Source organism: Campylobacter sp. CFSAN093238 (assembly GCF_012898015.1).
Taxonomy (GTDB): Bacteria; Campylobacterota; Campylobacteria; order Campylobacterales; family Campylobacteraceae; genus Campylobacter_D; species Campylobacter_D jejuni.
Genome location: NZ_CP040611.1, coordinates 377,863 through 404,255, shown reverse-complemented (window position 1 = coordinate 404,255; position 26,393 = coordinate 377,863). Strand labels below are relative to the sequence as shown.

Annotated in this window: 29 protein-coding genes; 15 read left to right on the top strand and 14 right to left on the bottom strand. The window is 29.7% G+C overall.

Features of this window, described 5'->3' with window-relative positions; all coding sequences use genetic code 11:
- Positions 1-4 precede the first annotated feature (4 nt).
- The 6 genes from FBF21_RS02180 to gatC all read right to left on the bottom strand — a co-directional run bounded on the left by FBF21_RS02180 (position 5) and on the right by gatC (position 4,683).
- Positions 5-550, bottom strand: coding sequence for a DUF1882 domain-containing protein (locus FBF21_RS02180; protein ID WP_002859481.1), 546 nt, complete (start codon positions 548-550; stop codon positions 5-7).
- Positions 547-1,791 (bottom strand): serine hydroxymethyltransferase, encoded by a 1,245-nt coding sequence (locus tag FBF21_RS02175; RefSeq protein ID WP_002869929.1) that lies wholly within the window; start codon positions 1,789-1,791, stop codon positions 547-549. Before FBF21_RS02175 ends, FBF21_RS02180 begins: the two co-directional genes overlap by 4 nt.
- Positions 1,788-3,293 carry a lysine--tRNA ligase gene (lysS, locus tag FBF21_RS02170; RefSeq protein WP_002869930.1) on the bottom strand — a complete coding sequence of 502 codons (1,506 nt, stop codon included), beginning with the start codon at positions 3,291-3,293 and terminating at the stop codon, positions 1,788-1,790. Before lysS ends, FBF21_RS02175 begins: the two co-directional genes overlap by 4 nt.
- A complete protein-coding gene (locus FBF21_RS02165) occupies positions 3,294-3,767 on the bottom strand; it encodes a Fur family transcriptional regulator (RefSeq protein WP_002869931.1) in 474 nt (157 codons plus the stop codon). It lies immediately after the preceding gene.
- Position 3,768: 1 nt separating this feature from the next.
- Positions 3,769-4,332 carry a CvpA family protein gene (locus FBF21_RS02160; protein WP_002869932.1) on the bottom strand — a complete coding sequence of 188 codons (564 nt, stop codon included), beginning with the start codon at positions 4,330-4,332 and terminating at the stop codon, positions 3,769-3,771.
- A 66-nt stretch (positions 4,333-4,398) separates the two neighbouring features.
- Entirely contained in the window at positions 4,399-4,683 is a 285-nt protein-coding gene (gatC, locus tag FBF21_RS02155) for an Asp-tRNA(Asn)/Glu-tRNA(Gln) amidotransferase subunit GatC (RefSeq protein ID WP_002858734.1), read from the bottom strand.
- Positions 4,684-4,826: 143 nt separating this feature from the next.
- On the opposite strand from gatC, the gene FBF21_RS02150 reads away from it, so the two are divergent.
- The 7 genes from FBF21_RS02150 to FBF21_RS02120 all read left to right on the top strand — a co-directional run bounded on the left by FBF21_RS02150 (position 4,827) and on the right by FBF21_RS02120 (position 10,991).
- Positions 4,827-5,405, top strand: coding sequence for a hypothetical protein (locus tag FBF21_RS02150; RefSeq protein ID WP_002859477.1), 579 nt, complete (start codon positions 4,827-4,829; stop codon positions 5,403-5,405).
- Positions 5,402-6,400 (top strand): hypothetical protein, encoded by a 999-nt coding sequence (locus tag FBF21_RS02145; RefSeq protein ID WP_002869933.1) that lies wholly within the window; start codon positions 5,402-5,404, stop codon positions 6,398-6,400. The genes FBF21_RS02150 and FBF21_RS02145 overlap by 4 nt, the downstream gene beginning before the upstream one ends.
- Positions 6,397-6,687, top strand: a complete 291-nt coding sequence (locus FBF21_RS02140) for a hypothetical protein (protein WP_002859475.1) — start codon at positions 6,397-6,399, stop codon at positions 6,685-6,687. The genes FBF21_RS02145 and FBF21_RS02140 overlap by 4 nt, the downstream gene beginning before the upstream one ends.
- A complete protein-coding gene (locus FBF21_RS02135; RefSeq protein ID WP_002860273.1) occupies positions 6,674-7,303 on the top strand; it encodes a type III pantothenate kinase in 630 nt (209 codons plus the stop codon). The genes FBF21_RS02140 and FBF21_RS02135 overlap by 14 nt, the downstream gene beginning before the upstream one ends.
- Before the next feature lie 117 nt (positions 7,304-7,420).
- Positions 7,421-8,767 carry an FAD-dependent oxidoreductase gene (locus tag FBF21_RS02130; RefSeq protein ID WP_002869934.1) on the top strand — a complete coding sequence of 449 codons (1,347 nt, stop codon included), beginning with the start codon at positions 7,421-7,423 and terminating at the stop codon, positions 8,765-8,767.
- Between the two features lie 48 nt (positions 8,768-8,815).
- The gene (gene pyk, locus FBF21_RS02125) at positions 8,816-10,258 is read left to right on the top strand and encodes a pyruvate kinase (RefSeq protein WP_002869935.1); all 1,443 of its coding nucleotides are present in this window, start codon (positions 8,816-8,818) and stop codon (positions 10,256-10,258) included.
- Between the two features lie 97 nt (positions 10,259-10,355).
- Positions 10,356-10,991, top strand: a complete 636-nt coding sequence (locus tag FBF21_RS02120) for a hypothetical protein (RefSeq protein WP_002869936.1) — start codon at positions 10,356-10,358, stop codon at positions 10,989-10,991.
- 30 nt (positions 10,992-11,021) lie between these two features.
- Here FBF21_RS02120 and pflB read toward each other — a convergent pair whose 3' ends face one another.
- The 5 genes from pflB to der are packed head-to-tail and all read right to left on the bottom strand — an operon-like array spanning position 11,022 to position 17,562.
- Positions 11,022-13,484 (bottom strand): motility protein PflB, encoded by a 2,463-nt coding sequence (gene pflB, locus FBF21_RS02115; protein ID WP_168985429.1) that lies wholly within the window; start codon positions 13,482-13,484, stop codon positions 11,022-11,024.
- A 9-nt stretch (positions 13,485-13,493) separates the two neighbouring features.
- Positions 13,494-14,729 (bottom strand): serine--tRNA ligase, encoded by a 1,236-nt coding sequence (gene serS / locus FBF21_RS02110; protein WP_002858681.1) that lies wholly within the window; start codon positions 14,727-14,729, stop codon positions 13,494-13,496.
- A gap of 10 nt (positions 14,730-14,739) precedes the next feature.
- Complete coding sequence (gene trpS / locus FBF21_RS02105; protein ID WP_002860279.1) at positions 14,740-15,699, bottom strand: tryptophan--tRNA ligase; 960 nt, start codon at positions 15,697-15,699, stop codon at positions 14,740-14,742.
- Positions 15,696-16,193, bottom strand: coding sequence for a shikimate kinase (locus FBF21_RS02100; RefSeq protein WP_072227258.1), 498 nt, complete (start codon positions 16,191-16,193; stop codon positions 15,696-15,698). Before FBF21_RS02100 ends, trpS begins: the two co-directional genes overlap by 4 nt.
- Positions 16,180-17,562: a ribosome biogenesis GTPase Der gene (gene der / locus FBF21_RS02095; protein ID WP_002869749.1), complete on the bottom strand. Its 1,383-nt coding sequence runs from the start codon at positions 17,560-17,562 to the stop codon at positions 16,180-16,182. Before der ends, FBF21_RS02100 begins: the two co-directional genes overlap by 14 nt.
- A gap of 100 nt (positions 17,563-17,662) precedes the next feature.
- Here der and FBF21_RS02090 point away from each other — a divergent pair, with 100 nt between their 5' ends.
- From FBF21_RS02090 to FBF21_RS02055, 8 genes are read left to right on the top strand one after another with little or no spacing between them, the layout of a single operon-like run.
- The gene (locus FBF21_RS02090) at positions 17,663-18,595 is read left to right on the top strand and encodes a DMT family transporter (protein ID WP_002860282.1); all 933 of its coding nucleotides are present in this window, start codon (positions 17,663-17,665) and stop codon (positions 18,593-18,595) included.
- Positions 18,592-19,407, top strand: a complete 816-nt coding sequence (gene kdsA, locus FBF21_RS02085; protein ID WP_002858652.1) for a 3-deoxy-8-phosphooctulonate synthase — start codon at positions 18,592-18,594, stop codon at positions 19,405-19,407. Before FBF21_RS02090 ends, kdsA begins: the two co-directional genes overlap by 4 nt.
- Positions 19,404-19,868, top strand: a complete 465-nt coding sequence (ribE, locus tag FBF21_RS02080) for a 6,7-dimethyl-8-ribityllumazine synthase (protein ID WP_002854278.1) — start codon at positions 19,404-19,406, stop codon at positions 19,866-19,868. Before kdsA ends, ribE begins: the two co-directional genes overlap by 4 nt.
- Complete coding sequence (nusB, locus tag FBF21_RS02075; protein WP_002824771.1) at positions 19,868-20,266, top strand: transcription antitermination factor NusB; 399 nt, start codon at positions 19,868-19,870, stop codon at positions 20,264-20,266. Before ribE ends, nusB begins: the two co-directional genes overlap by 1 nt.
- Positions 20,263-21,102 carry an orotidine-5'-phosphate decarboxylase gene (gene pyrF / locus FBF21_RS02070; RefSeq protein WP_002869748.1) on the top strand — a complete coding sequence of 280 codons (840 nt, stop codon included), beginning with the start codon at positions 20,263-20,265 and terminating at the stop codon, positions 21,100-21,102. The genes nusB and pyrF overlap by 4 nt, the downstream gene beginning before the upstream one ends.
- Positions 21,099-21,884, top strand: a complete 786-nt coding sequence (locus tag FBF21_RS02065) for a hypothetical protein (RefSeq protein WP_002824766.1) — start codon at positions 21,099-21,101, stop codon at positions 21,882-21,884. The genes pyrF and FBF21_RS02065 overlap by 4 nt, the downstream gene beginning before the upstream one ends.
- 55 nt (positions 21,885-21,939) lie before the next feature.
- Positions 21,940-22,833: a protein-methionine-sulfoxide reductase catalytic subunit MsrP gene (gene msrP, locus FBF21_RS02060; RefSeq protein WP_002858649.1), complete on the top strand. Its 894-nt coding sequence runs from the start codon at positions 21,940-21,942 to the stop codon at positions 22,831-22,833.
- Positions 22,833-23,372, top strand: coding sequence for a sulfite oxidase heme-binding subunit YedZ (locus FBF21_RS02055; protein WP_002858705.1), 540 nt, complete (start codon positions 22,833-22,835; stop codon positions 23,370-23,372). The genes msrP and FBF21_RS02055 overlap by 1 nt, the downstream gene beginning before the upstream one ends.
- On the opposite strand, the gene FBF21_RS02050 is transcribed toward FBF21_RS02055, so the two are convergent.
- The 3 genes from FBF21_RS02050 to FBF21_RS02040 are packed head-to-tail and all read right to left on the bottom strand — an operon-like array spanning position 23,369 to position 26,392.
- The gene (locus tag FBF21_RS02050; protein ID WP_002869747.1) at positions 23,369-25,081 is read right to left on the bottom strand and encodes an ATP-binding protein; all 1,713 of its coding nucleotides are present in this window, start codon (positions 25,079-25,081) and stop codon (positions 23,369-23,371) included. The two genes, FBF21_RS02055 and FBF21_RS02050, sit on opposite strands and share 4 nt — an antisense overlap.
- The gene (locus FBF21_RS02045) at positions 25,081-25,905 is read right to left on the bottom strand and encodes a hypothetical protein (RefSeq protein WP_002869746.1); all 825 of its coding nucleotides are present in this window, start codon (positions 25,903-25,905) and stop codon (positions 25,081-25,083) included. Before FBF21_RS02045 ends, FBF21_RS02050 begins: the two co-directional genes overlap by 1 nt.
- A gap of 10 nt (positions 25,906-25,915) precedes the next feature.
- Positions 25,916-26,392 carry a hypothetical protein gene (locus tag FBF21_RS02040; RefSeq protein ID WP_002854442.1) on the bottom strand — a complete coding sequence of 159 codons (477 nt, stop codon included), beginning with the start codon at positions 26,390-26,392 and terminating at the stop codon, positions 25,916-25,918.
- Position 26,393 lies beyond the last annotated feature (1 nt).

Below are 26,393 nucleotides of genomic sequence, written 5' to 3'. Positions count from 1 at the left end.
TTTCTTACATATGCTTAGACCAAGAACTTCCTCGTTCTTTTTGATAAACCTCATAAGGCAATATTAAAATATTAAATTCCCTAGGTACATCCATGCTAGGAAACACCTTCCATTCTACTGGCATTTTACTTGCAAACATCATTGAAAGTTTAGACGCTAAAGAATAACCTTCGTTTAACGCCGTGTGTCCTTTGTGAATATAAAGATGTAAATGTCCTGGAGTTTTAGTCTTATAGGCTGTGAAATTTATAAAACCTTCTTCTCTTAAAATAAGTTGTGCACGGTGATAAAATCTTTCAGCATTAAAACCATTATAATCAAAGACAATATTTTCTACTTTATTATCTTTTGTTATTAAATCATGAGCGACAACAATTTTTTTAGCAGCGTGTTCTCTCATGACATTTAAATTTAAAGGAGCATCAACTCTTTCAAATTTATCAAAAAATAAGCGACCTCTATGTGTAATTTTATTTACAATTTTATCGCGTCTTATATAATAATGATCGCCAATTATTTTAATTAGCGACATATCCATTGGTGAAATCAAAACATAGCCCTTTCATAAATAATAAAATTACTTGCAAGTTTTTTTAATTCTTGTTTAATATTCTCTTGTAATTTTTCATTATTAATATCATCTAAAATATCTGCAATATAATTTGACACAATTTCCATTTCTTTTTCTTTAAAACCTCTGGCAGTAAGGGCTGGAGTTCCAAGTCTTAATCCACTTGTGATAAAAGGACTTCTAATCTCTCCTGGAACGGTATTTTTATTTGCAGTAATACCTGCATTTCCAAGAGCTAAATCTGCATCTTTTCCACTAAATTCACGATCTAAAAAACTCATTAAAACAAGGTGATTATCCGTTCCATCGCTAACAAGTTTAAATTTTCTATCCATTAAAACATTAGCTAAAACTTGAGCATTGGTTCTTACTTGTTTTGCATAAACTTTCCACTCATCGCTAAGATTAAATTTAAATCCTACTGCTTTTGCAGCAATTACATGCATCAAAGGACCACCTTGAATACCTGGAAAAATGGCAGAATTAATTTTTTTAGCAAGCTCTTCATCATTTGTCATAATAATACCACCTCTTGGGCCACGCAAAGTTTTATGCGTAGTTGAACTTACTACATGAGCGTGTGGAAAAGGACTTGGATGTTCGCCTGCTACAACAAGACCTGCAATATGTGCTATATCAGCAAAAAGATAGGCGCCTACTTCATCAGCGATTTCTCTAAATTTAGCAAAATCAATCACTCTTGCATAAGCACTAGCTCCACAAACTATTAATTTTGGCTTTTCTTTTTTAGCAATTTCTCTTACTTTTTCATAATCAATTCTTCCATCAAGTTCTACGCCGTAAAAACAACTTTCGTACATTTTACCCGAAGAACTTACTTTTGCACCATGAGTTAAATGTCCACCATGACTTAAATCCATTCCTAAAATTTTATCACCTGGATTAATCAAAGCCGCATAAACACCTTGATTAGCTTGAGAACCTGAATTAGGCTGAACATTAGCAAATTTACAATTAAAAAGTTTTTTACATCTTTCAATAGCTAGAGTTTCAATCTCATCAACAAATTCACAACCACCATAATATCTTTTACCTGGATAACCTTCTGCGTATTTGTTCGTCAAGATACTTCCCATAACTTCCATTACTTCAGGTAAAGTGAAATTTTCACTCGCTATCATTTCAAGACCTTCGCATTGACGCTCTAACTCTTTGTTTGTTAAATCAAAAATTTCTTTATCAAACATTTCTAAACTCATTCTTTCTCCTTTAGTTCTGATTTTAATGGACGCATTGCAGGAAACAATATCACATCACGAATGGATTTTTTATTTGTCAAAAGCATAACAAGTCTATCTATACCTATGCCCTGCCCTGCCGTTGGAGGCATTCCATAACCCAAAGCATTTACAAAATCTTCATCCATTTCACAAGCCTCTTCATCGCCTGCATTTTTAGCTTCAATTTGTTTTAAAAATCTCTCATATTGATCAAGAGGATCATTAAGCTCATTAAAACCATTTGCCAATTCTCTTCCGCAAATAAACAACTCAAATCTCTCAGCAATCTGAGAATCCTCATCGCTACGTCTTGATAAAGGACTTATGGAAATAGGAAAATCAATCACAAAAGTAGGATTGATCAATTTTTCTTCCACATAATTGTCAAAAAGTTCAGCTTGCAAATGTCCAAGTTCAAGCTTTTCATTCGCTTCAAAACCATCTGCTTTTAATTTAGTAAGAATTTTTTCCTTATCTTCGATTAAATCCCTATCTAAACCACCATACTTACAAAGTGCGTCTTTATAGGTTATTCTTTCAAAAGGTTTGGAAAAATTTATCATTTTTCCATCAAATTCTATTGTTTTTCCTAAATTAAGTTTATCCAAAAGTAAAGCAAAAAGTTCTTCGGTTAAATCCATTAAATCTTTATAATTATGATAGGCCCAATAAAATTCTATAGTTGTAAATTCGGGATTATGAGTTAAATCCATACCTTCGTTTCTAAAACAACGATTGATTTCAAAAACCGCCTCAAAACCACCTACTATAAGTCTTTTAAGATAAAGTTCTGGAGCAATTCTTAAAAATCTTTCTACGCCTAAAGAATTATGAAAAGTTACAAAAGGCTTAGCGTTTGCTCCACCTGCAATCGGATGCATCATAGGAGTTTCTACTTCTAAAAAGCCTTTATTTTCAAAAAAATGACGGATTAAACTCACCACTTTAGAACGCACTAAAAAATCTTTTCTAACTTCGACATTCATTATCATATCAACATAACGTTTACGATATCTTTGCTCAATATCTGTTAATCCATGATATTTTTCAGGTAAAGGAACAATAGCTTTTGTAGCGAGTTTTACTTCGCTTGCATGCAAACTAAATTCACCTGTTTTAGTTACAAAAGGAAAACCTTTAACCAAAACAATATCACCCACCTCTAAATTCTTTTTTAAAATCGTATAAAGCTCTTCGCCTACGCTATCTTTACTAAAATAAATTTGTAAATTTGTATCCTCATCTTCAATGTTTGCAAAAATTGATTTCCCAGCTATACGCAAAAGTTTCAAACGTCCTGCAACAACAGCATTGACACTTTCATCTCTTTTTTCAACTTGCTCTAAAATATAAGAAAATTTATCCTTAAAAGTCTTTAAAGACATTTCCTTTTCTAAAAAATGAGGATAAGGATTAATCCCTAATTTTTTTAACTCTTTAGCTTTTTCTATTCTTTGCTGCTCTAAAATATTATCAAACATTTATATTTTTACCTTTGCTTTTTGATTATTACAATCACCACAAACACCATAAAGCTGCATCAAATGCCCTGTAAGTTTAAAACCATGTTCTTTTGCAATCAAGGCTTGCTGTCTTTCTATAATAGGATTTTCAAACTCTATAATTTTTCCGCAATTTTTACATATCATATGATCATGGTGAGGTTTATTAGCAAGCTCATATTTTTTACCTGCTGAACCAAAAGAAATGGAAGTTACCATTTCTGCTTCTTCAAGTAAATTTAAAGTACGATAAACAGTTGCAATTCCTACATTTAAATCAGGTTCAGCTTGTTTGATTTCCATATATAAACTTTCGGGTGTGTAATGAATATCACTGTGATAAAGAGTTTTTAAAAGTACTTCTCTTTGCTTGGTATATTTAAGTCCGCCTTGTCTTAATATTTTTTTAAATCTCTCAAGTAAAACATCATATTCCACATTTTCTATCAGCATATCACTCCCCTTTTTGAGTATTGTTTAAATCACTTACAATATCTTGCAACTTTTCACTAGCATGATCTAGACTATTTTCTGTTAAAGGTTGATTCATAATAAAAGATCCCGTTTCTTTAAGTAAATTTAAAGTATAGCTATTTTTAGCAAAATTATCTAATTTATCATTTAAAAAATCAATTCTTGCCACACAAAAAACTAAAATTGCAAAAATTAAAAAGATTTTTGCTCCACCAAATATAAAGCCACCAATACGATCTAAAAAACCTAGGCCACTTAATTTAATCAACCTAGAAAGAAAATTACCCACCAATAAACAAACTATCCAAAAAATAATTAATATGGCTAAAAATCCAGCAAATCCAGCTAAGCTTTGATTTTCTATCTTATAAAAAGTACTTTGTATAAATTCAGCTGCTTGAGTTGCATATTTTGAAGCAATAAAAACACCACCAATAATACCCAAAAGTCCAAAAATTTCTTTTATCAAACCATTGATAATACCCTTAAGCCCTAAAAGCAAGGTAAATCCTAAAATAAAAGCATCAAACCAATAAAAATTCATTTCAATCACTCTCTGATTTTTTTGTTTTAAATTTATTCTACAAATAAGCACTAAATGCTAAGTTAATCATTCTATGATTTTAGGAACAACAAAAAAATGTTCTTGTTTTTTTGGAGCACAATCTAAAACCTCATCAATAACATTGCTATTTCTTATCTCATCAATCCTCAAAGGAGCTCCACCTTTTATAGTACTCACAGTAATCTCTTGGGAATCTAAATCAAGTTCGTTTAATTTTTCAACAAAATTCACAATTTCACTTAACTGTGCAATAGTTTCATTTCTGTTTTTTGTTATTTGTAAAGCACTTAATTTTTCAAGCTTGCTTAATAATTTCTCATCTATTTGCATTTCTTAAACCTTAATAAAAAAGTTAAAATTTTGAAAATTATATCATAAAAAGCTTTAAATTGTTTAGGATATTTTGCAATTTATATGATACAATATCATAATTTTTCTATACAAAAATAAAAATATTTTTTCAAGGATAAATTTTGGGACTAAAAGATAATTTAAAAGCTGTTAAAAATGAACTTAACACAGAAGAACAATTTATAGAAAATTTTATCAAAGGAGAGAGATTTATACGCAAGTATAAATTTTATATATCTGCTGTTGTGATAATTTTAGTTGCTTGGTTTGCTGGAAATTTTATAATCTCAAAAATAAACGATTATAAAACAAAAGAAGCAAATGAAATTTATGCCAATCTAATACAAGATCCTAGCAATAAAAATCTTTTAGAACAACTTAAAAATAAAAATACTAATCTTTACACTATCTTTTTACTAAAAGAAAATATTAATGATCTTAATAATACAGCCTTTCAAAATGAACTAAAACAAATTTATAATAATGCTCAAACAAACACTTTACTTAAAAATATTATTGCATTATCTTTAGGAGATAAATCAATATTTTTAAAAAATTATGATAAATTATTAGAAGCTTACAAACTTTTAGAGCAAAATAAAATCGAAGAAGCTAATGTTTTACTTTCTCAGATAAAAGAAAATTCAAGTTTAAATCAAATAGCTAAAAACCTCAAACATTATCAAGGCATTACACAATGAAAAAAATATTTTTAACACTATTTTGTTTAATATTTCTATGTGCTTGTGGCACCAAAAGACAATATTTTGAACCAAAACAAACCGATGGAGATTTAAGTCATAATAGCAATTTAAAAAGTAAAATCGTTGATTGGAATCTAGTTTCTGCAAAACTTAGCAATAATACAGCTATCTTAAAAAATAATATCTCCATAGACAAGTTTAAACTTCCTAAAAATTATATGCTTCTAGCTTATCAAGATGGGGAATATTTTACTGCAGATAATAATGGAAATTTAAAAATTTTTGACAATTCTTATAATGAAATTTATAATTTTCAATTTGACGCTAGTGTTGTAGGAGTAGCTTCTAATGGAGATGATTTAGCCCTTGTACTTGCAAACAATACTATAGTTCTTGCAAATCGTTCTTTGGGTATTAAATTTAGTCAAACCCTAACCTCAGCTCCAGCTCAAGACAGTCGTACCGCTAATCCTATATTTTTAGACAATATCATCGTATATCCAACGCTAGATGGCAAAATTTTAATTCTTTCAAGAAACAATCTTCAAGTCATTAAAGATGTGGTTATTTCAGCAGAAAATTTTTTCAACAATGTAATCCATCTAAGTGTAATCGGAGATAAACTTATAGCAGCAACAGCTAAAAAAATCATTGTTGTAAGCCCTGCTAGAACTCTTTATCTTGACGCTGACATAAAAGATGTTGCACTTAGTGATGATGGTATTTTTATACTAGAAAAAGATGGCACTATTATTAAAACTGATTATAACTTAAGAAAAATTGCAGAAAAAAAATTTGAATTTGCTATTTTTGTAAAAAGCAATATATACAATAATTATTTATATATTTTTGAAAAAACAGGCTATCTTATCAAAATGAATCTAAATTTAGATAATACACAAGTATTTAAACTTTCAGAAGCTGTTGATAAAATTTCTTTCATGGGGAATGGTAAATTTTACTACGGAGATAAAATTTTAGATTTGCTATGATAAAAATTTTAGAACAAACAATAAAGTCTTTAAAATTAAATTTAAAGCCCTATGACTTAAGTATGTTGACTAGAAAAAAAAGTTATATTTGTGCTAAAGATCAAAATAACATTCTTTTTATGTATACAGGAAAAACAAAATTTTTAATGAAAGATGCCTTATTTTTAGAAAATCTAGCACAGCAAATTAACATAAATAACAAATATTTTTTTAGTATGGCTTCTCTTTGCTCTAAAGCAAAAAATCATCTAGAAATGAAAGGATTTAATATCTATGTTGCTCTGTGATATTGGGAATTCAAATGCTAATTTCCTAGATGATAACAAATATTTTACTCTTAGTATAGATCAGTTTTTAGAATTTAAAAATGAACAAAAAATTTTTTATATCAATGTCAATGAACATCTCAAAGAACATTTAAAAAATCAAAAAAAATTTATCAATCTTGAACCTTATTTTTTATTTGATACAATTTATCAAGGATTAGGAATCGATCGCATAGCAGCTTGTTATACTATTGAAGATGGAGTTGTTGTAGATGCAGGTAGTGCTATTACAATTGATATTATTTCTAATTCTATACATCTTGGTGGTTTTATCTTGCCAGGTATTGCAAATTATAAAAAAATTTATAGCCATATTTCACCGCGATTAAAAAGTGAATTTAATACTCAAGTTAGTCTTGATGCATTCCCGCAAAAAACTATGGATGCTTTAAGTTATGGTGTTTTTAAAGGAATTTACCTACTGATAAAAGATGCCGCTCAAAATAAAAAGCTTTATTTCACTGGTGGAGATGGACAATTTTTAGCAAATTATTTCGATCACGCAATTTATGATAAACTTTTAATCTTTCGAGGAATGAAAAAGATTATAAAAGAAAATCCCAATTTACTTTATTAAAAATGTTACAAAAATTCTCATTGATATCAAACCTTAATGAAATTTAACTTTTTGTAAAACAAATTCAATTAAACTTTATTTAGAAAAAAGTTTATTAAAATAAAAAAAGGAAAAACAATGAGCCAACAAGAATTTGATGTGCTTGTCATCGGAGCTGGAATTTCGGGAGCAGCATTATTTTACGAGCTTGCAAGATATACAAATATTAAAAATATTGCTTTGATAGAAAAATATAATACAGCTGCAACATTAAATTCTAAGGGAACGAGTAATTCTCAAACCATTCATTGTGGAGATATTGAAACCAATTATACTTTAGAAAAAGCGCGAAAAGTAAAAAGAACAGCTGATATGATAGTTAAATATGGACTCATGCAAAATGCGCAAAATAATTTCATGTTTTCTCATCAAAAAATGGCTCTAGCTGTTGGAGATATAGAATGTGATTATATGAAAAAACGCTATGAAGAATTTAAAGAACTTTATCCTTATATAAAATTTTTCGATAAAGCAAAAATCAAACAAATTGAACCCAAGGTTGTTTTAGGAGAAGATTGCAATCAAGATAGACCTGAAAATATCTGTGCCATGGGTGTTGAAAGCGGCGAGGTTTTTACAACTGTAGATTTTGGGAAAATGAGTATAAATCTAATAGAACAAGCCCAAAAACAAAATAAAAATACTTTCGTTGCCTTTAATCAAGAAATTATTCACATAGAAAAAAAAGATGATATTTTTATATTAAAAACCTCAAATCATCAAGAATACCATGCCAAAAGCGTAGTTGTCAATGCTGGGGCGCACTCTTTATATTTAGCACATAAAATGAACTTAGGTATGGATAAGTCTTGTTGGCCTGTTGCAGGAAGTTTTTATTTAACCAAACAAAAACTTTTAAATGGCAAAGTTTATATGGTGCAAAATCCTAAACTTCCATTTGCAGCCCTTCATGGAGATCCTGATTTGCTTGCTGATATGAACACTCGCTTTGGACCTACTGCACTTGTTATTCCAAAACTAGAACGTTATCATGGTCTAAAATCAGTTCCAGAATTTTTTGAAGCACTAAAACTTGATAAAACTGTTTTAAAAGTAACTTTTAATATGTTTAAAGATGCAACAATTAGAAATTACATCTTTTATAATTATCTTTTTGAACTACCTTTTATTGATAAAAGCTTATTTGTTAAAGATGCCAAAAAAATAGTCCCAAGTCTTAAAGCAAGCGATATTTATTATGCGAAAGGTTTTGGAGGCGTAAGACCACAAGTTATTGATAAAACTAAAGGAGAATTAATGCTAGGTGAAGCAAGCATCACAGAAACCCCTGGTATTATTTTCAATATGACTCCAAGTCCTGGGGCAACAAGTTGTTTAGGAAATGCTGAAAGAGATGCAAAGCTTATATGTAATTACCTAGGAATGGAATTTAACGAAGATAAATTTTCTTCAGAATTATTGTAATCATTTTGTTTCTATTTTTAGCTACAATAATTTCAAAAGGAGTTTACCATGCTTAAAAAAACAAAAATTGTAGCCACAGTAGGTCCAGCAAGTGAAAAGGAAGAAATTCTACGCCAAATGATTATCAATGGTGTAAATGTTTTCCGTTTAAACTTTTCTCATGGAACACATGAGTATCATAAAAAAAACTTAGATACCATAAGAAGAGTAGCTAAAGAATTGCATACTCGTATTGGAATTTTACAAGACATTAGTGGTCCTAAAATTCGTACAGGTGAACTTAAAGAACCATTTGAATTAAAAAAGGGTGATAGACTTGATTTTTATCGTGAAACAATTTTAGGGGAGAAGATTGCTCAAAATCATTATAAAATCAGTATTAATCAAAAATCTATTTTAGATATGTTAAAAATTGATGAATATATTTATCTATATGATGGATCAATTCGTGCTAAAGTAGAAAACATAGATGATCAAAAAATTGAAACCATTATAGAAAATGATGGTTTTTTAAACTCAAATAAAGGTATTAATTTTCCGAATACTAAAATCAATATTGATGTTATTACACAAAAAGATAAAAATGATTTACTTTGGGGTATAAAAAATGAAGTAGATTTTTTAGCAATATCTTTCGTACAAAATGCACACGATATTGATGAAGTTCGTGAAATTTTAGCACAAAATAACGCAAAAATATCTATTTTTGCAAAAATTGAAAAATTTGATGCAGTAGAAAATATTGATGAGATTATTAAATCTAGCGATGGTATAATGGTTGCAAGAGGAGACTTAGGTATTGAGGTACCTTATTATAAAGTTCCTAATATCCAAAAAGAAATCATACAAAAAGCAAACAATGCCTCTAAGCCTGTTATTACTGCGACTCAGATGCTTTTTTCATTAGCCAAAAGCAAAACCGCCACAAGAGCTGAAATTTCAGATGTTGCAAATGCTGTTTTAGATGGAACAGATGCAGTAATGCTAAGTGAAGAAAGTGCCGTTGGTATAGATCCTGCAAACGCTGTTGATATAATGTGCCAAACTATAATAGAAACAGAAAAACGCTATCCATATAACAAATTTAATGATTTTAATGATTTAGACAATACAGATAAAATCATGCGTTCTTCAGCTCATCTTGCAACAGATCTTAACGCTGATGCTATTTTTTCTTTAACAAGTAGCGGAAAATCTGCTATTAAGATTGCGAGATATCGTCCAAATATAGAAATCATAGCAGTAGGGCATTCTGAAAAAACCTTAAACTCTTTAAGTATAGTTTGGGGAGTTAATCCTGCGATCTTGGTTAACAAAAGTAATGAACTTACAGAATTATTAAAAGACTCTGTAAGATCAAGTGTTGAAAAAGGTTTTATGGATGAAGATAAATGCTATCTTCTAACTGCAGGCTTTCCAACAGGAGTAGAAGGTACTAGCAATCTTATCCGCATTCTCAATAAAGAGCAAATTGCTTATTATCTACAATAAAACATTAAATTCCTTTGAAAATAAGGAATTTAATGTCCTTATAAATTTTTTAAGTCAAAAGTCGATATAAATTAAAGCCTCACACAAAGGAGCAAATATGCAAGTGAATACTTTTTCAAATATCGCTAGCATGGCACAAACACAAGTTAGCAATAAGAAGGCAGATGATGCTAAGGAAAACACAAAAGACAAAAATGTTCAAAGTGCTAATTCTAGCAAGGATGTAGATAAAAATACCCTTGAAAAATTAAATGCACTTGGTGGAAAAGGCATTACACAAATTTACCTAGTTCAGTTTCAACAGCAAACAATGAATGCTGTAATAGGTTCGAGCAATGCCCAAACTGGACTAGATAGTCTTTTAAATGGTGCCAATTTAGATGCTGCGAAATCTATACTTACAAATATTGATTTTGCATCCTTAGGCTACAGTGGCAAAAATCCACTTGATATGAATACAGATGAACTTCAACAACTTGTAAGTGAAGATGGTTTTTTTGGAGTGGAAAATACAGCCAATCGCATCGCGGATTTTGTTATTAAAGGCGGTGGCGATGATGTTGAAAAATTAAAAAAAGGTCTTGAAGGTATGAAAAAAGGATTTGAGCAAGCAGAAAAAATGTGGGGTGGAGAACTTCCTCAAATCAGTCAAGATACAATAGATGCGGCACTTAAAAAAGTTAGCGATCGCATCGATGAACTAGGCGGAAAAACTCTAGATCTTCAAGCTTAACTAAAAATGCTTAGAAATTTCTAAGCATTTTTAGTTGTTATTAATATCAAAAGTAAAAAATTCACTCTTAAAATTATTAGGTAAAGTTTTATACTGAGATATCGCAGCTTCATAGTTCTTTACTTCTTGATACAACATACCAAGAGCTGCTTTACTCTCTTTGTTATTTTTATCTGTAAGTTTAGAAAGCTGCAAAAGCGCTATAGCTGAATTTGGATTATTTGCACCTACGGCTGCTACGGCTGCTAAAAATAAAGTTTTAGTATCTTTAGCTCCATAATCATCAATCAAAGAATTATAAAGCGCATAAGCCTCCTCGTATTGCTGTGCAAAAATATCCAAATAAGCTAAAGTTTGTAAAATACCCTCATCTTTTGCTCCTGAAACATTAATCAACTCTTTAAATTTCTGTCTTTCTAAATTTAAAAGCCCTGCAATATGCATTAAATTAACATAAAATTCCCTAGCTATATTTGGCCCACCAAAAACACTACGATAATCAAGTTTTAAATTTTTAAAATGAATTTGAGCATTTTGAGCATATTCTTTAATATTTAAATTTGAATTTAAAGAATTAAAATACAAAATATTTGCCAAAATATCTTCAGGCAACTCTGAACGCAATTTAGCAATTTTCACATCTACTTGATTATTAAGGTTATTATTTTTAGCAACAATAGCTTCAAAAATCAAACTCAAAGGCGTATCTTTTTTTGTTTCATCTAAATAAGGAAGTATAGAAATATAATTATTATTAACTAAAAATAACATACTTTTTTGCATATTAGCTTTAAAATTAGAATCAGCAGCTATATTATCAAGAATTTCATTGTAAAGTTTAGTTGTATCAATATCAATTAATTTTGCACAAAACATAGCAAAAGCACCTGCTAAGTAATTTTTAGGATTAAGATGATATGAACTTGAAAAATGCTTATAAGCAAGTTCATAATTTTGCATTTGGGCATAAGTTAAAGCCAAATTATAATGTAAAATACTATGTTCTGGATAATCCTTGATAAGTTTTTGAAATTCTTGGTTAGCAAGGCGTAACTTCTGATTTAATGCATAGTTAATAATATTGGCAATTTTTACATTGGTAGATGAAAGAGCCTTGCTTATATTAAGATAAATTCCCACATCAGTACTATCATCAACGAAATCTGTAACATTAGCTTTTTTAATATATAAAGCAGCCTGCTTACTATCAAAAACCTGATAAGGTGCAAAATAAAAAAGCAAATCGAATTGATCTTTTTGTTTTTTTAGCAAATCTTTTGAAAAAGAATTTTGAGCAACTGCTATATTAAAAAGATCCTTATTTAAACGAACTTGAATTTTATAAGTATCTAAAATCTTATATCTATCTTTATCGTTATCATAAGAATTTTGCAAGCGCGCTAACATATCTTGATAATTTCCTGTTTTAATATCAACCAATGTTAAAGCCGCCAAACTCTGATTAGAATCTCTTTCAATTTTCATCGCTGTACTTAAAGCGACTTTAGCTTTAGCATATTCTCCTATTCTAGCGTATAAAAGACCTAAAGATAAACTAGATTCAAAATTGCCTTGAGAATTTAATTGCTGTATAGCCTTGGAATCAAAGTCCATTTTTGCATAAATTTTAGCAGACAAATACTTTGCAACATCAGAATACGGCTCCACATCTGTTCTTTGTAACATTTGTAAGGCCTCAGGGTAATATCCTTTGTAATAATTAATCAAGCTTAAATAATAATCATATAATTTTGATTTTCCTTCTTTTGGAAGATACACTTGAGCTAAATCAATATAATATCTAAATTTTTCCTTATCATTAAGCTTTAAAGCACAAACAGCAGCATTGATAGCAGCTACACTTTGATTTTCTCCATTGGCTATAGCTTTCTTGAAGCTTTCAAAAGCTTCTTGGAATTTATTCTCATTCATTTGAGAAACGCCTAAATTATAATTAGATAAAGATTCGTTATATACGGCAACTTGCTCATAAACTTTTAAAGCCTGTTCAACCTCACCCTTTAAATATAAAGCATTTGCTTTTTGGATCATACCATCAATTCTTTGCATATCATTGTATTTATATGATTCATCAGGCATAACAACAGGTTGTTCTAAAGGCTTAGAAGCTATAATATCTGGTTTAATTTTTCCTTCACTAAAAGTTAAATAAAAAAGTGTAAAAACTAAAATACAAATAATCCCCAAAGATAAACCCACAAGAGACATAAACTTACGATCTTTATACCAAGGCGTAGGCTCTTGACTTTCAACTTCTTCAAAAGTTGATACATCTTCAGGCGCACTTTCTCTTGTAAATTTAAAACCACTATCACTATTTTCTTGAGGTAATTCTTCTGGCAATGATGCAAATTCTTCATCTTCTGGAGCTTGCCCCTCTTGCCCCTTAAATCCCTCTAAACTCTCATCAAGTCTTGGTTGATTTAAGCCATCTTCGGGTTTTTCTAGTATTATATCTTCTTGTTCAGCCATCTATACTCTTTAAAAATATTTTTTCAAAACATCAGGAATATGAATTTTTCCTTCTTTATCTTGATAATTTTCCATAATCGCTACCAAGGTTCTTCCTACTGCCAAAGATGAGCCATTAAGAGTGTGGACGAGTTCATTTTTTCCTTGTTCGTTTTTATAGCGAATTTTAGCGCGTCTTGCTTGAAAATCACGACAATTTGAAACCGAGCTGATCTCACGATATTTATTTTGTCCTGGAAGCCACACTTCAAGATCTACAGTTTTTGCTGCACTAAAACCCAAATCTCCAGTGCAAAGCATCAAATGTCTATGCGCTAAACCTAAAGAACTCAGCAAATCACTTGCACACTCAAGCATTTCATTAAACACACTATCACTTTGCTCAGGTTTAGTGATACTTACAAGCTCTACTTTTTCAAACTGGTGTTGTCTTATAATACCCCTTGTATCACGCCCTGCACTGCCTGCTTCTTTTCTAAAACAAGCACTATAACAAGTCATTTTTATCGGTAAAGTTTCACTCGCTAAAATTTCTCCGCTGTAAAGATTGGTTACTGGAATTTCAGAAGTTGAGATCAAATACAAATCCTCATCATCTACCTTATACATATCTTCTTTAAATTTTGGCAACTGACCCGTCCCAAACATAGTAGCACCATTTACCAAAAAAGGTACATTAACAAATTCAAATCCACGACTTCTATTAAAATCTATCATATAATTTACCAAAGCACGGCTTAATAAAGCTCCTTCATTTTTAAGCACACAAAAACGACTTTGTGAAATTTTTACCCCACGCATAAAATCAAGCCAATTTAAACTCTCGCCTAATTCAAAATGTTCTTTTGGAGTAAAATCAAAGCTAGGTGGATTTAAAACTTTTTTAAGCTCCACATTTTCATTTTCATCTTCACCCACAGGCACACATTCATCAGGGATATTTGGGATGGCATGAGCGATTTCCTCAAGCTCATTTTCTAAAGCATTTACTTTAGCGCTTTGCTCATTAATTTTGCTTTTATTTTCGCTTAATTTTGCTTTTAAACTTTCTTTATCTTCGGCTGTAGCAAGCTCTTTACTGAATTTATTTTGAAAAGCTTGAAATTCTTCCAAGGCTATTTTTTCTTTTTTTAAACTTGCAAAAAGTTCAGCAAGTTTTTTTAAGATATTTTCATCAACTTTTTTATTTTTTAACTTTTTAGCTACTTCATCAAAATTATTTTGCAAATTTTTTAAATCTAGCATTTTCTACTCCTTAAAGTCCGATTTTTTCATAAATTTTTTGCATTTTTTCTTGGGCGATTTTTCTTGCTTTTGTCGCACCAAAATCCAAAATTTCTTTCAAATGCGAAGGCTTTTCTAAAAGCTCATTATATTTTTCTCTTGCTTCTTTAAAATAAGCATTTACAAGCTCGTTTAAATATATTTTAAAATGTCCATAACCCTCACCACCTTTTTCATAGCGTATTTGTAATTCTTTTTGCCCTGATTCATCTAAAAAAAGCTTTGCGATTTTAAAAATATTGCAGTTTTCATGATCTTTTGGATCTTCTAAAGCGGTACTATCTGTAACTATGGAAGAAATTTGTTTTTTTAAGGTTTTTTCACTGCTAAAAATATCTATAGTATTTTGATAAGATTTACTCATTTTTGCTCCATCAGTACCCACAACCACAGCTACTTCTTCATTAACTCTCGCTTCTGGAAGGGTAAAAATTTCACCCCATTCATTATTAATTTTTAAAGCAATATCGCGTGCGATTTCAACATGCTGGATTTGATCTTTTCCTACAGGGACAATTCGTGTATCAAAAAGTAAAATATCTGCCGCCATTAAAACAGGATAAGAAAAAAGCCCATGTGAAGCACTAAGTCCCTTAGCAACTTTATCCTTGTAACTATGTGCACGCTCTAATAAACCCATAGGAGTAAATTGCGATAAAATCCAATAAAGCTCCATAACTTCCTTAACATCACTTTGCAACCAAAAAACGCTTTTTTGAGGATCTATACCAAGGCTTAAAAAAGCCGCAGCAGCTTTTAAGGAATTTTGTTTAAGTTTTTCTCCATCTTGAGAAGAAGTCATGGCATGATAATTAGCAATAAACATAAACATTTGGCTTTTTTCTTGTGCATCTACCATTTGCTTAATCGCACCAAAATAATTACCTATATGCAAATCGCCACTTGGCTGAAGGCCTGTTAATACTCTCATTTTATCACCTTTTTAATCTCGCTTAAAAGCTCATCTATATTTTTATTTTCTATATTTAAAATAAAATTTGCCTTTTGTTCATACTTGCTTAAACGCTCATTATATAATTTTTTTGCTTTAATTTCATCATAAAATAAAGGTCTTTTAGAAATTTCATCTTTGTCTAAACGCTTTTTTAAATATTCAAAATCTGCTTTTAAATAAATACAAAAACCTGCTTTTTCTAAATTTGAAACATTAACAAAACCCCCACCTGTAGCAATACAAGTTTTCTCACAAGAACTGAAAAAATCAGCCATTTTTTGCTCTTGTTCTCTAAAAAAATTTTCCCCTTTTTGTTCAAAAATTTCACTGACTTTTTGATTAAATTTTTGTTCTATTAAAAAATCACTATCTAAAAAAACAAGATCTAAATCCTTAGCTAAAGCTCTTGCTAAAGTGCTTTTTCCAGAACCCATAAATCCTATAAAAACGATATTTTTAGCTTTCATCATTTTCTTTACTGCCCTTTTTACGCGAAGCAATCACTAAAGGCACACCTTCAAAATTAAATTCTTTTCTGATTTGATTTTGTAAATAACGCTTATAGCTAAAATGCAAGGCCTTAGGACGATTCATAATAAGTGCAATTTTTGGCGGTGCTAAGTCATATTGTACTGCATAATAAATTTTAACCAATTTCCCATAATCATGCGGCAAAGGATGTGCTCTTGTGGCATTTTCTATCAAGATATTAAGCTTAGAAGTTTGGATTTTTTGAGTGAAATTTTCAAAAATTTGCAAAATTTTATCGAGTAAAACATGCACCCTTTTTCCACTTAAAGCTGATACGCTAATCACGGGTGCGTAAGCTAGAAATTTAAAACGATCAAGACGCAATTCTTTTACAGTCTTATCAAAATCCATCTCACTTTTATCCCATTTATTTAAAACAATAATCACACCCAAATAATGCTTAGCCACAAGCCCAGCAATGCGTTCATCAAGCTCGTTAAAGCCCTCATGCGCATCTAAAACCAAAAGTGCTATTTGAGAATGAGATAAAATTTTTTCCGTGCGATTTAGGGCAAAGCGTTCGAGTCCTTGAATTTTACCCCTTTTTCTAATACCTGCAGTATCAACAAATTCTATCACTTTATCTTTATGAACTACACTTTCATTAACAGGATCTATAGTAGTTCCTGCAATAGAACTTACAACACTGCGTTCTTGTTTAACCAAAGCATTTAAAAGACTTGATTTTCCAACATTTACACGCCCTACAATACCCACTCTGATATGATTTTGATCGACTTCTTTAAATTGAAATTCTTTTCCTTCTTCATAATACTCTAAAAAATCTTCTAAATTTTCTTCTTCATCGGGGATTAAAAACTCTTCATGTAAAAATTTTTCAAGCCATTCATAAAGTTCATCTAAGCCTACATTATGGGTTACTGAAAGATTAAAGATTTCCTTTATACCAAAATTTGCAAACTCCCAAGCCCTTTCTTCATCTTTTTTATTATCTACTTTATTAATCACTAAGGCTATAGGTTTTCCAAGTTTTTTTAAAGAATAAAAAAATTGTCTATCCTCATCATCAGGCGCTAATTTCCCATCAACTAGATAAAGTATGATATCGCTTTCTTTGGCTACTTTTAAAGTGTTTTTTTTCACATTTTTAAAAAGTTCATCACTTTCATCAAGCCCTCCACTATCAATAAGCATGGCTTTTTTTGAATGAATATGAATTTGCGTTTTATTTGTATCTCTAGTTGTACCTGAAATATCACTTGTAATAGCTATTCTTTGTCTTGCCATTCTATTAAAAAGGCTTGATTTACCAACATTTGGCTTGCCTATAAGTATGATGCTTTGCATTTTTTTCCTAGAAAATTATATTTTTAAAATTATATAAAATTTGGCTTAATATTAAGCAAAAAAAGACTAGAATTAACCCAGATTTTAGTCAAGGAAAAAAATGCTAAAAGTAATCAAGCATAATTTAGGAATTTATTTCATGATTTTAGCATGTTTGGATTTTGCACTTATGGGAGCTTGTGCAAAAATTCTTAGCAAGGAAATGAGTTCTATAGAAATTATGTTTTTTAGAAATATCATAGGAATTTTTTTCATAGTCTATCTTTTAAAACGATCTAAGGCGCATAAAGAAGGGGGACATTTTTGGCTCTTGGTATTTCGTGGAGTAGTAGGCACGCTTTCACTATATATGTTTTTCTATAATGTTTCAAATATTACACTAGGTGGAGCTTTTGCTTTTCAAAAAACTGCTCCTATTTTTATTACTTTAATAGCTTTTGTTGTTTTTAAAGAAAATATTGGTATCAAAGGCTGGATAGGAATTTTAATAGCATTTGGTGGAGTACTTTTAATCGCTCAGCCTTGGGCTCATAATTTAAATCATTCAGGCTTTGATTTAAAAAATTCAGTTATAGGTATCACGAGTGGATTTTTAGCCGCTTTAGCTCTTACAAGTGTAAGAGAACTTAGAAAATCTTACACTACAGAACAAATTGCCTTTTCTTTTATCCTTTTAGGAACCTTAATGCCTTTAATTTCTATGATCAGTGCTGAATTTTTTGAACCACAGCATCTTGATTCTTTACATTTAGATTTCATTCTAGCGCCTTTTGTGATGCCAAGTCTTGCAGCTTGGCTTATCATTGCCATTATGGGAACTTTAGGCACCATTTATCAAATTCATGTCACTAAAGCTTATGGTATCGCTAAACAAGCAGGAGTGGTTGCCGGAGTTAGTTATCTTGATGTAGTATTTAGTATGATAGTTGGGATAATTTTGGGAGATAATTTACCAAGTACTATGGTTTTTTTAGGTATAATAGGCATTATTTTTGGTGGATTAATTTTAGTTAAGAACAAAGGAAAAAAATGAAAAAAATGATACTCATTGCTGGTCCTTGCGTGATAGAAAGCAAAGATTTGATTTTTAAAGTTGCTGAACAGTTAAAAAATTTTAATGAAAATCCAAATATAGAATTTTATTTCAAATCAAGTTTTGATAAGGCCAATCGCACAAGTATTAATTCTTTTCGAGGTCCTGGTCTTGAAGAAGGATTAAAAATTTTACAAAGCGTAAAAGATGAATTTGGTATGAAAATCTTAACCGATATACACGAAAGCAATCAAGCAAACCCTGTAAGTGAAGTAGCTGATGTCTTGCAAATTCCTGCTTTTTTATGTCGTCAAACCGATTTACTTGTAGCCGCAGCAAAAACTAAGGCAAAAATTAATATCAAAAAAGGACAATTTTTAAACCCAAGCGATATCAAATACAGCGTTAAAAAAGTTCTACAAACCCGTGGTATAGAAGATGAAGGCTATGAAGCTGCTCAAAGAAATGGTGTTTTTGTAGCTGAAAGAGGGGCTAGCTTTGGCTATGGAAATTTAGTAGTAGATATGCGTTCTTTAGTTATCATGCGTGAATTTGCTCCAGTTATTTTTGATGCTACCCATAGCGTACAAATGCCAGGGGCTGCAGGTGGAAGTAGCGGAGGGAAAAGCGAATTTGTAGAACCTTTAGCAAGAGCGGCAGCAGCCGTAGGCATAGATGGCTTTTTCTTTGAAACACATATTAATCCTTGCGAGGCTTTATGCGATGGACCTAATATGCTTAATCTTACACGCCTTAAAAATTGCGTTAATACATTACTAGAAATACAAAATATCATAAAGGAAAACAAATGAATATTATTGAAGGAAAATTAAATTTAGACTCAAATACAAAAATTGCTATCATTAATGCAAGATTTAATCATATCATCACAGATCGCCTTGTAGAAGGAGCAAAAGATGCTTTTTTAAGACACGGGGGCAAAGAGGAAAATCTAAGCCTTATACTTGTTCCTGGTGCTTTTGAACTTCCGTATGCGTTAAAAAAAGCTATAGAAAGCAAAAAATTTGATGCAATTTGTTGCGTAGGCGCAGTAATTCGTGGCTCAACTCCGCATTTTGACTATGTTTCAGCAGAAACCACCAAAGGCATAGCCAATGTGAGTTTAAATCATAATATCCCTGTAAGCTTTGGTGTTTTAACTACAGATACAATAGAACAAGCCATAGAAAGAGCTGGAAGCAAAGCAGGCAATAAAGGCTTTGAAGCTATGACAACTGTAATCGAGATGTTAAATTTAAGCAAGGAGCTTTAATGGCAACGCGTCATCAAGTTCGCCAAAGCGTCATCTCCTTACTTTATGCTTTTGAATTAAATTCTCAAAACAACGTTTTTGTAGATGAAATTTTAGATGAAAAAAAAATACGCAATGAACAAAAAAATTTTACTTTAAATTTATATAATGGAATTTTAGATAATTTAAACAATATTGATGAAACCTTAAATTCATTTCTAAATGATAATCAAATTACAGCTTTAGGACATGTAGAAAGAGCTATACTAAGACTTGGAGCTTATGAGTTACTTTTTACCGATACTCCTAGCGCCATTGTCATCAATGAGGCTATAGAACTTGCTAAAGAACTTGCTAATGACAATTCTCCAAAATTTATAAATGGAGTTTTAGATGCCTTAATAAAGGCTAAAAAATGAAGCTTTGTGTCGCACTTGATCTTTCTACAAAAGAAGAATGCTTACAACTTGCCAAAGAATTAAAAAATTTAGACATATGGTTAAAAGTAGGTTTAAGAGCATATTTAAGAGATGGTTTTAAATTCATAGAAGAACTTAAAAAAGTTGATGATTTTAAAATATTTCTTGATCTTAAATTTCATGATATTCCCAACACTATGGCAGATGCTTGCGAAGAAGTATCAAAACTTGGTGTTGATATGATCAATATCCACGCAAGTGCTGGAAAAATAGCCATACAAGAAGTTATGACACGGCTTAGCAAATTTTCAAAAAGACCTTTAGTTTTAGCAGTTTCTGCTCTTACGAGTTTTGATGAAGAAAATTTCTTTAGTATTTATAGACAAAAAATTGAAGAAGCTGTAATTAATTTTTCAAAAATATCCTATGAAAATGGACTTGATGGTATGGTATGCTCTGTTTTTGAAAGCAAAAAAATTAAAGAGCACACAAGTTCAAATTTCTTAACCCTTACTCCTGGAATTCGTCCTTTTGGAGAAACAAATGATGATCAAAAACGTGTTGCTAATCTTGCAATGGCTAGAGAAAATTTGAGTGATTATATCGTTGTGGGAAGGCCTATATATAAAAATGAAAATCCTAGGGCTGTATGTGAAAAAATTTTAAACAAAATACACAGAAAAAATATAAGCGAAAACGATATAGAGCAAAATTATGAAGTAATTCAGCAAAAAGAATGGGATATGTGTAATCACTTTGAAGAATGGATTAAAACTCAGCCTGATAAAGAACATGCTTTAAAAGAATTTTATGCTAAGTGTGGGATAAAATATTGAATTATCAACAATTAGAATGCGATTACTTTAATCTTTACAATCAGTTTCTTAGCGTGGATTTTCAAATTTCATTATTTGAAAAAGATCATAAAGGTTTAATTAAAGATTTTATATTTTTTTATTATCAAATTTTAAAACAAAAAGACTTGAGCTACTTGCTTGAGGTAAGAAATAAAATTTCCCTGAAAGTTTATAATTATATGCAAGAGCACTCCACTTCTCCAAAAGATTTAAGTCTTATTTGTCTAAGAGAAAATAAACATATTGAATTTTTTCAAATATTTTACAAGGCTCTCGCTTATTTTGTAGCCTTTAGAAAAAAACTTGATGGAGAACAAAAAATTAAAAATTTGATTTCAAATATCAATGACTGTTTTGGCTATCATTTCTTGAATTCTGACTTTAACAATCTTCAAAATTTTCAAAAAAGCGATTTGTTCACCTTACCTGAAAAACATCTTAAATATTTTCACTTCGCCATGATTCATCTTTGTTTCATGGTTTTAAATCCTTTAAATTTTAAAGACTCTAATCGGCATCTTGATAAAGCGATTAATTATCTTGTCGATGGAACTTTTGAAATTTATGAGCTCATCTTTAAAGAATATTTTTTATTGTTTTCAAAAGATAAAGAGCTCAAGGATGAACTTAGAAAATTAAAAAAATTAGAATTTAAAATTCTAATGCAAGAAACTTCAAAAATTAAACTACTTAATCATTATAAAGAATTTTGCGAAGAAATATTCTACAATATAGAACTTGAAAAAATCACACAAAATTAATCCTGTATTAACATTGTTATAGTTTAATAATAAAAATTTTTAATAAGGAAAAATTATGCTTATAACACCTGAAAAACTTTATAAACAAAGGAGAAATTTTTTAAAACTTGGAGCGGGTGCTTTAATAAGTTCAAGCGTGCTTGCTTCTAAACTATCTGCTTTAAATTTCACAAGCGATACTAATCCAAACAAACTTGAAATCAGCGATGAAGAACTAGCTACAAATTATGTCAATTTTTATGAATTTTCAACAGATAAAAGAAAGGCTGTATCATTGGCACAAAATTTCAATACTCAAAATTGGAAAATCGATATCAGTGGAGAAATAGAAAAACCTTTAACTTTAAGCATGGAAGATATTTTAAAATTTCCACTAGAAGAAAGAATTTATCGTTTTCGCTGTGTTGAAACTTGGTCTATGGTGGTACCTTGGGTAGGCTTTGAATTGCGTCGTTTGATTGAAATGGCAAAACCTACAAGCGAGGCAAAATTTGTTAAATTCACCACTCTTTTAGATAAGAGTCAATTTCCCGATCAAGACGCTTTATTTCCAACTATAGACTATCCTTATGTAGAAGGACTTCGCATGGATGAAGCTATGCATCCTCTTACCTTGCTTGCAGTAGGAATGTATAAAAAAGCCTTAAAGCCTCAAAATGGCGCTCCAATACGCCTTGTTGTTCCTTGGAAATATGGCTTTAAAAGTATTAAATCTATAGTTAAAATAGAATTTACTAAAGAACAGCCTAAATCCACTTGGGAAAGTTACGCTCCAAGTGAATATGGTTTTTATGCCAATGTCAATCCTAATGTTTCTCATCCTAGATGGTCTCAAGCTAACGAAAGGGCTTTAGGAGACTTCTTTACCAAGCCTACTTTAATGTTTAATGGTTATGAAAAAGAAGTGGCAAGTTTATATAAAAACATGGACTTGAAAGTGAATTTTTAATGCAGACAAAATACTTTAAATTTCTTGCTTATTTTAGCTTTATCATAAGTTTAATCTATGGCTTTTATCATATCATAAAAGCCTTTGATTTTGTAAAAGAAGCCTATATTTACACCGGAATATTTGCTTTAATCTTTTTAAATTTAAGTCTTTTATTTTCTTTACTTAAATTTAAAAAAACAAAAAATTATCCTAAAATTTTAGGTATTTTTGCAGCTTTTTGGGCGATTTTGCACTTTTTAAATTATTTTATTTTTGATAGAAATGCTCAAATTTTAAGGCTTTTTGATGATATTTCACATCGTTTATTAGAAGCAATTGGATTTATCGCATTTTTAATCATATTTTTAATGCTTTTAAGTTCTTTTAAAATCTTTAAAAAACTTAGTAAAATCAGAAAACTGGGATATTTATGCTTAATTTTGGCAAGTTATCATTATTTTTTAACCCCAAAAATTCCTATGTTTTGGGAATGGAGTGCTTTAATTATAGCTTTGTTTTATTTTATAGTTCGCTATACAAAAACATTAAAAAGTTAAAATCCAACAATCTTACTTTTATCAAAACTTGAATTTAATTCTTTTTGTATACTTTCTATAAAATCTTGCATTTTAAAAACCCCATCTTGTGATACAGCTACTTTCAAAGCTGTATTCTTCACTACCATTAAAATTTGTGCTCCGCTTAATTCATAATTTGATAAAATATTTATATTAAAATCTTTTTCAAATAATGCTTTTTTAGGTAGAAATTTTTCCCAAATTTTAAGCCTATCTTTAAAATCAGGTTTTTTAAATTCTATCTTATAATCAAATCTTCTTGAAAATGCACTATCTAAGCTTTCTAAAAAATTTGTCGTAGCGATAATCACACCACTAAAACGCTCAATTTGCTCTAAGAATATATTTTGCATTTGATTATGCATTTTATCGCTACCACTACTTCCATCTACACGCGTACTTAAAAACTGATCAGCTTCATTGAGAAGTAAAATAGGACTTTGTTTGCAAGTTTGCACGATATTTTTATAAGTATCAAAAATTTTTCTTACATTTTGCTCACTCTCTCCAACCCATTTGCTCAAAATTTTAGAACAGTCAAAACTAAGAACAGGTTTTTTCATTGATTTAGCCATAGCTAAAGCTGACATAGTTTTTCCAGTACCAGCAGGACCATAAAAAATAATTTTAGCTTCTATATTTTTATTACTCTTTATACCCCAAGAATGAAGTCTTTCTAGGACTTTTTTATCTTGTTGTTTTAAAATATTTTCTAAAAGCTCTTTTGTATTTTCAGGCATAATAATATCATTGATGTCAGCGCTTGGTTCTATAAGCTCGAAAATATCTTGATCTTTTAAAACACTTTCAATTTTGATTTTTTTACTTTGTTTTGGTTCAAAATTTATAATTCTTTGTAAAATTTCATCGATAATAAAAAAACTTTTAGAAATATCTCCAAAAGCATTTAAATATTCATCATACTCGATTAAGTTTAAAAGAGGAGCATTTTCTTGTAATAATTTTTTGTTTTTATGTCTTTCTAAATCATTTTCACTGATTAAAGAAAGTAAAGAATTCATTTCTCTAGAAATCGAACTTTCATTACTTAAGGCGTATTCTTCTTTTAAAAGTGCTAGAAAAATAATTTGTTCTTTATGTTCAAGATTGTATTCTTTAAAAATATCAGCCAATACATTATAAAATTTACTTTTTTTTAGTCTTTCTTTGATATGTTTTTCATAAAGTTTAATTTGATTTTTTATTTCACTATTATAAGCACTTTTTTGTATAAAACTTAATCTTTCGTATAATTGAATACGCGCAAATTCATCTTTTAAATATTCTAAATAATCTGCATAAGCCTCTTGTTTCTCAAAATTTAAACGAGGTTTTGCTTCTAAAAATTCTAAAAAATATTCACTTAGACTAAGCTCACTTTGCAATAAGGCAAGAGTTAATGTTTGAGTTTTATTATTTTCTAAACTTTTAAAAAAACTCGAATTTTGATTTACAAAACCTCTTTCGATAAGTTTTTTTAAATCCTCCAAAGCATCAAGATAAAGATACTTATCATTTCCAAAAATTGTCGATAATAAAGTAAAGGCATTGATAGAAGAAATAGAAACGACATAATTTCTACAAAGTTCTCTAAGAATCAAAGCCTCATTTTTAGCACACTTAAGCTCTTTATAAATTTGAGTATCTTCTATATTTTTCAAACTTAAAAAATTTTTTAATTTTTCCATTATTTTTTAAATTCCTTAAGCTCATCTTCGTTAAATTCTACGCAAATATTTTCATCTAAAAAATGACCTTCAAAAGGTAGATAACAAATTTTTAGTTTTCCATTATTAAGCAAAAAATTATTATTAAATTGTAAATTTTGCAGATCTTCAAAACACTCATCACATGTATTTTTAAGCTTCTCATGTAAAAGATTTTGAAATTTTTGATTTTCAGTATTATACAAATCATTTAGTTTTACAAATGCGTGAGCATTAATATCATAAACAAAATTATTTAACTCTAAAATAGCACGGCTCATACCATCTTCATAAAAATAATACCATTCTTCAAAACTAATTTTTCCATCTTGTAAAAAAATAGGCTTTTGGCGAATTTGTTCAAAACTAAATACACTCTTATGAACAGGATGAAATTCTTTAAAATCATCATTAAAACCTATAAAATCAAGACTACGCTTTATACGAATGCCATCTTGCGTTTCGACAAGTTCTAAAGTAGTTGTTCCTAAATTTTCTCCTTGAAAATTTTTATTATCATATGTAAGCATTTTAGAAGAATTGATTTTATATTTTTTACGCTCATCCTGCCAAAAATCATTTGTCTTAACGAGCGGAATCTCTAAATTTCCATTTATATCATCAATAATTAAAAAACTAGAACTTGTTTGATTTTTATCCCTGTCAAAAAGTGGAGTCATAGGCGCATTATCATAAACTATGGCAAAAATTTCTTTATCCTGCAAATGATAAAAATACAATTCACCTTTATAAACTTGCGCTAAAGCTAGATTTACAAAGCAAAATACCAGTAAAAAAAATTTCAAACTCTATCCTTCAATTTTGAATATGCGTTAAGATAATTTTAGTATGTGAAATTTTATCAAAAAAACTTACTTTATTATCACAAACTTGATAAAAAATTTCATAATTTTTTGCTTTTAAATTTTGTTCAAAACCACAATCAGTTTTTTCTAAATTTTTACCCTGCCATAAAGCATTTGCCTTTAAAATATCACTTAAAATATCATCATAATATACATTTTTAAAAAATTTTTGATTAAACACTTTTTTATCATAACACACTGCATTGATACAAATTTTATCTTTGATTTTGAGTTCAAAAAAAGCTTGCCCTAGTTTATAAACTTCTAAATTTAAAGCATTATTTTCTTTTTTTAAAAAAGCTGCGTCATTGATTTTTATCATAGGAGAAGCAATCAAAACCATCAAGCTTTGACTCGAAAAATTTTGATTTTTCACACTACAAGCACAAAGAAAAAAAATAAAACACAGGGCTAAACAATGCTTCAAA

What these genes read in the sequence shown, in the direction of transcription:
- FBF21_RS02175 (WP_002869929.1), bottom strand. Translation starts at nt 1,791, where the DNA reads ATGAGTTTAGAAATGTTTGATAAAGAAATTTTTGATTTAACAAACAAA.
- lysS (WP_002869930.1), bottom strand. Translation starts at nt 3,293, where the DNA reads ATGTTTGATAATATTTTAGAGCAGCAAAGAATAGAAAAAGCTAAAGAG.
- FBF21_RS02165 (WP_002869931.1), bottom strand. Translation starts at nt 3,767, where the DNA reads ATGCTGATAGAAAATGTGGAATATGATGTTTTACTTGAGAGATTTAAA.
- FBF21_RS02160 (WP_002869932.1), bottom strand. Translation starts at nt 4,332, where the DNA reads ATGAATTTTTATTGGTTTGATGCTTTTATTTTAGGATTTACCTTGCTT.
- gatC (WP_002858734.1), bottom strand. Translation starts at nt 4,683, where the DNA reads ATGCAAATAGATGAGAAATTATTAAGCAAGCTTGAAAAATTAAGTGCT.
- FBF21_RS02145 (WP_002869933.1), top strand. Translation starts at nt 5,402, where the DNA reads ATGAAAAAAATATTTTTAACACTATTTTGTTTAATATTTCTATGTGCT.
- FBF21_RS02140 (WP_002859475.1), top strand. Translation starts at nt 6,397, where the DNA reads ATGATAAAAATTTTAGAACAAACAATAAAGTCTTTAAAATTAAATTTA.
- FBF21_RS02135 (WP_002860273.1), top strand. Translation starts at nt 6,674, where the DNA reads ATGTTGCTCTGTGATATTGGGAATTCAAATGCTAATTTCCTAGATGAT.
- FBF21_RS02130 (WP_002869934.1), top strand. Translation starts at nt 7,421, where the DNA reads ATGAGCCAACAAGAATTTGATGTGCTTGTCATCGGAGCTGGAATTTCG.
- pyk (WP_002869935.1), top strand. Translation starts at nt 8,816, where the DNA reads ATGCTTAAAAAAACAAAAATTGTAGCCACAGTAGGTCCAGCAAGTGAA.
- FBF21_RS02120 (WP_002869936.1), top strand. Translation starts at nt 10,356, where the DNA reads ATGCAAGTGAATACTTTTTCAAATATCGCTAGCATGGCACAAACACAA.
- pflB (WP_168985429.1), bottom strand. Translation starts at nt 13,484, where the DNA reads ATGGCTGAACAAGAAGATATAATACTAGAAAAACCCGAAGATGGCTTA.
- serS (WP_002858681.1), bottom strand. Translation starts at nt 14,729, where the DNA reads ATGCTAGATTTAAAAAATTTGCAAAATAATTTTGATGAAGTAGCTAAA.
- trpS (WP_002860279.1), bottom strand. Translation starts at nt 15,699, where the DNA reads ATGAGAGTATTAACAGGCCTTCAGCCAAGTGGCGATTTGCATATAGGT.
- FBF21_RS02100 (WP_072227258.1), bottom strand. Translation starts at nt 16,193, where the DNA reads ATGATGAAAGCTAAAAATATCGTTTTTATAGGATTTATGGGTTCTGGA.
- der (WP_002869749.1), bottom strand. Translation starts at nt 17,562, where the DNA reads ATGCAAAGCATCATACTTATAGGCAAGCCAAATGTTGGTAAATCAAGC.
- FBF21_RS02090 (WP_002860282.1), top strand. Translation starts at nt 17,663, where the DNA reads ATGCTAAAAGTAATCAAGCATAATTTAGGAATTTATTTCATGATTTTA.
- kdsA (WP_002858652.1), top strand. Translation starts at nt 18,592, where the DNA reads ATGAAAAAAATGATACTCATTGCTGGTCCTTGCGTGATAGAAAGCAAA.
- ribE (WP_002854278.1), top strand. Translation starts at nt 19,404, where the DNA reads ATGAATATTATTGAAGGAAAATTAAATTTAGACTCAAATACAAAAATT.
- nusB (WP_002824771.1), top strand. Translation starts at nt 19,868, where the DNA reads ATGGCAACGCGTCATCAAGTTCGCCAAAGCGTCATCTCCTTACTTTAT.
- pyrF (WP_002869748.1), top strand. Translation starts at nt 20,263, where the DNA reads ATGAAGCTTTGTGTCGCACTTGATCTTTCTACAAAAGAAGAATGCTTA.
- msrP (WP_002858649.1), top strand. Translation starts at nt 21,940, where the DNA reads ATGCTTATAACACCTGAAAAACTTTATAAACAAAGGAGAAATTTTTTA.
- FBF21_RS02055 (WP_002858705.1), top strand. Translation starts at nt 22,833, where the DNA reads ATGCAGACAAAATACTTTAAATTTCTTGCTTATTTTAGCTTTATCATA.
- FBF21_RS02050 (WP_002869747.1), bottom strand. Translation starts at nt 25,081, where the DNA reads ATGGAAAAATTAAAAAATTTTTTAAGTTTGAAAAATATAGAAGATACT.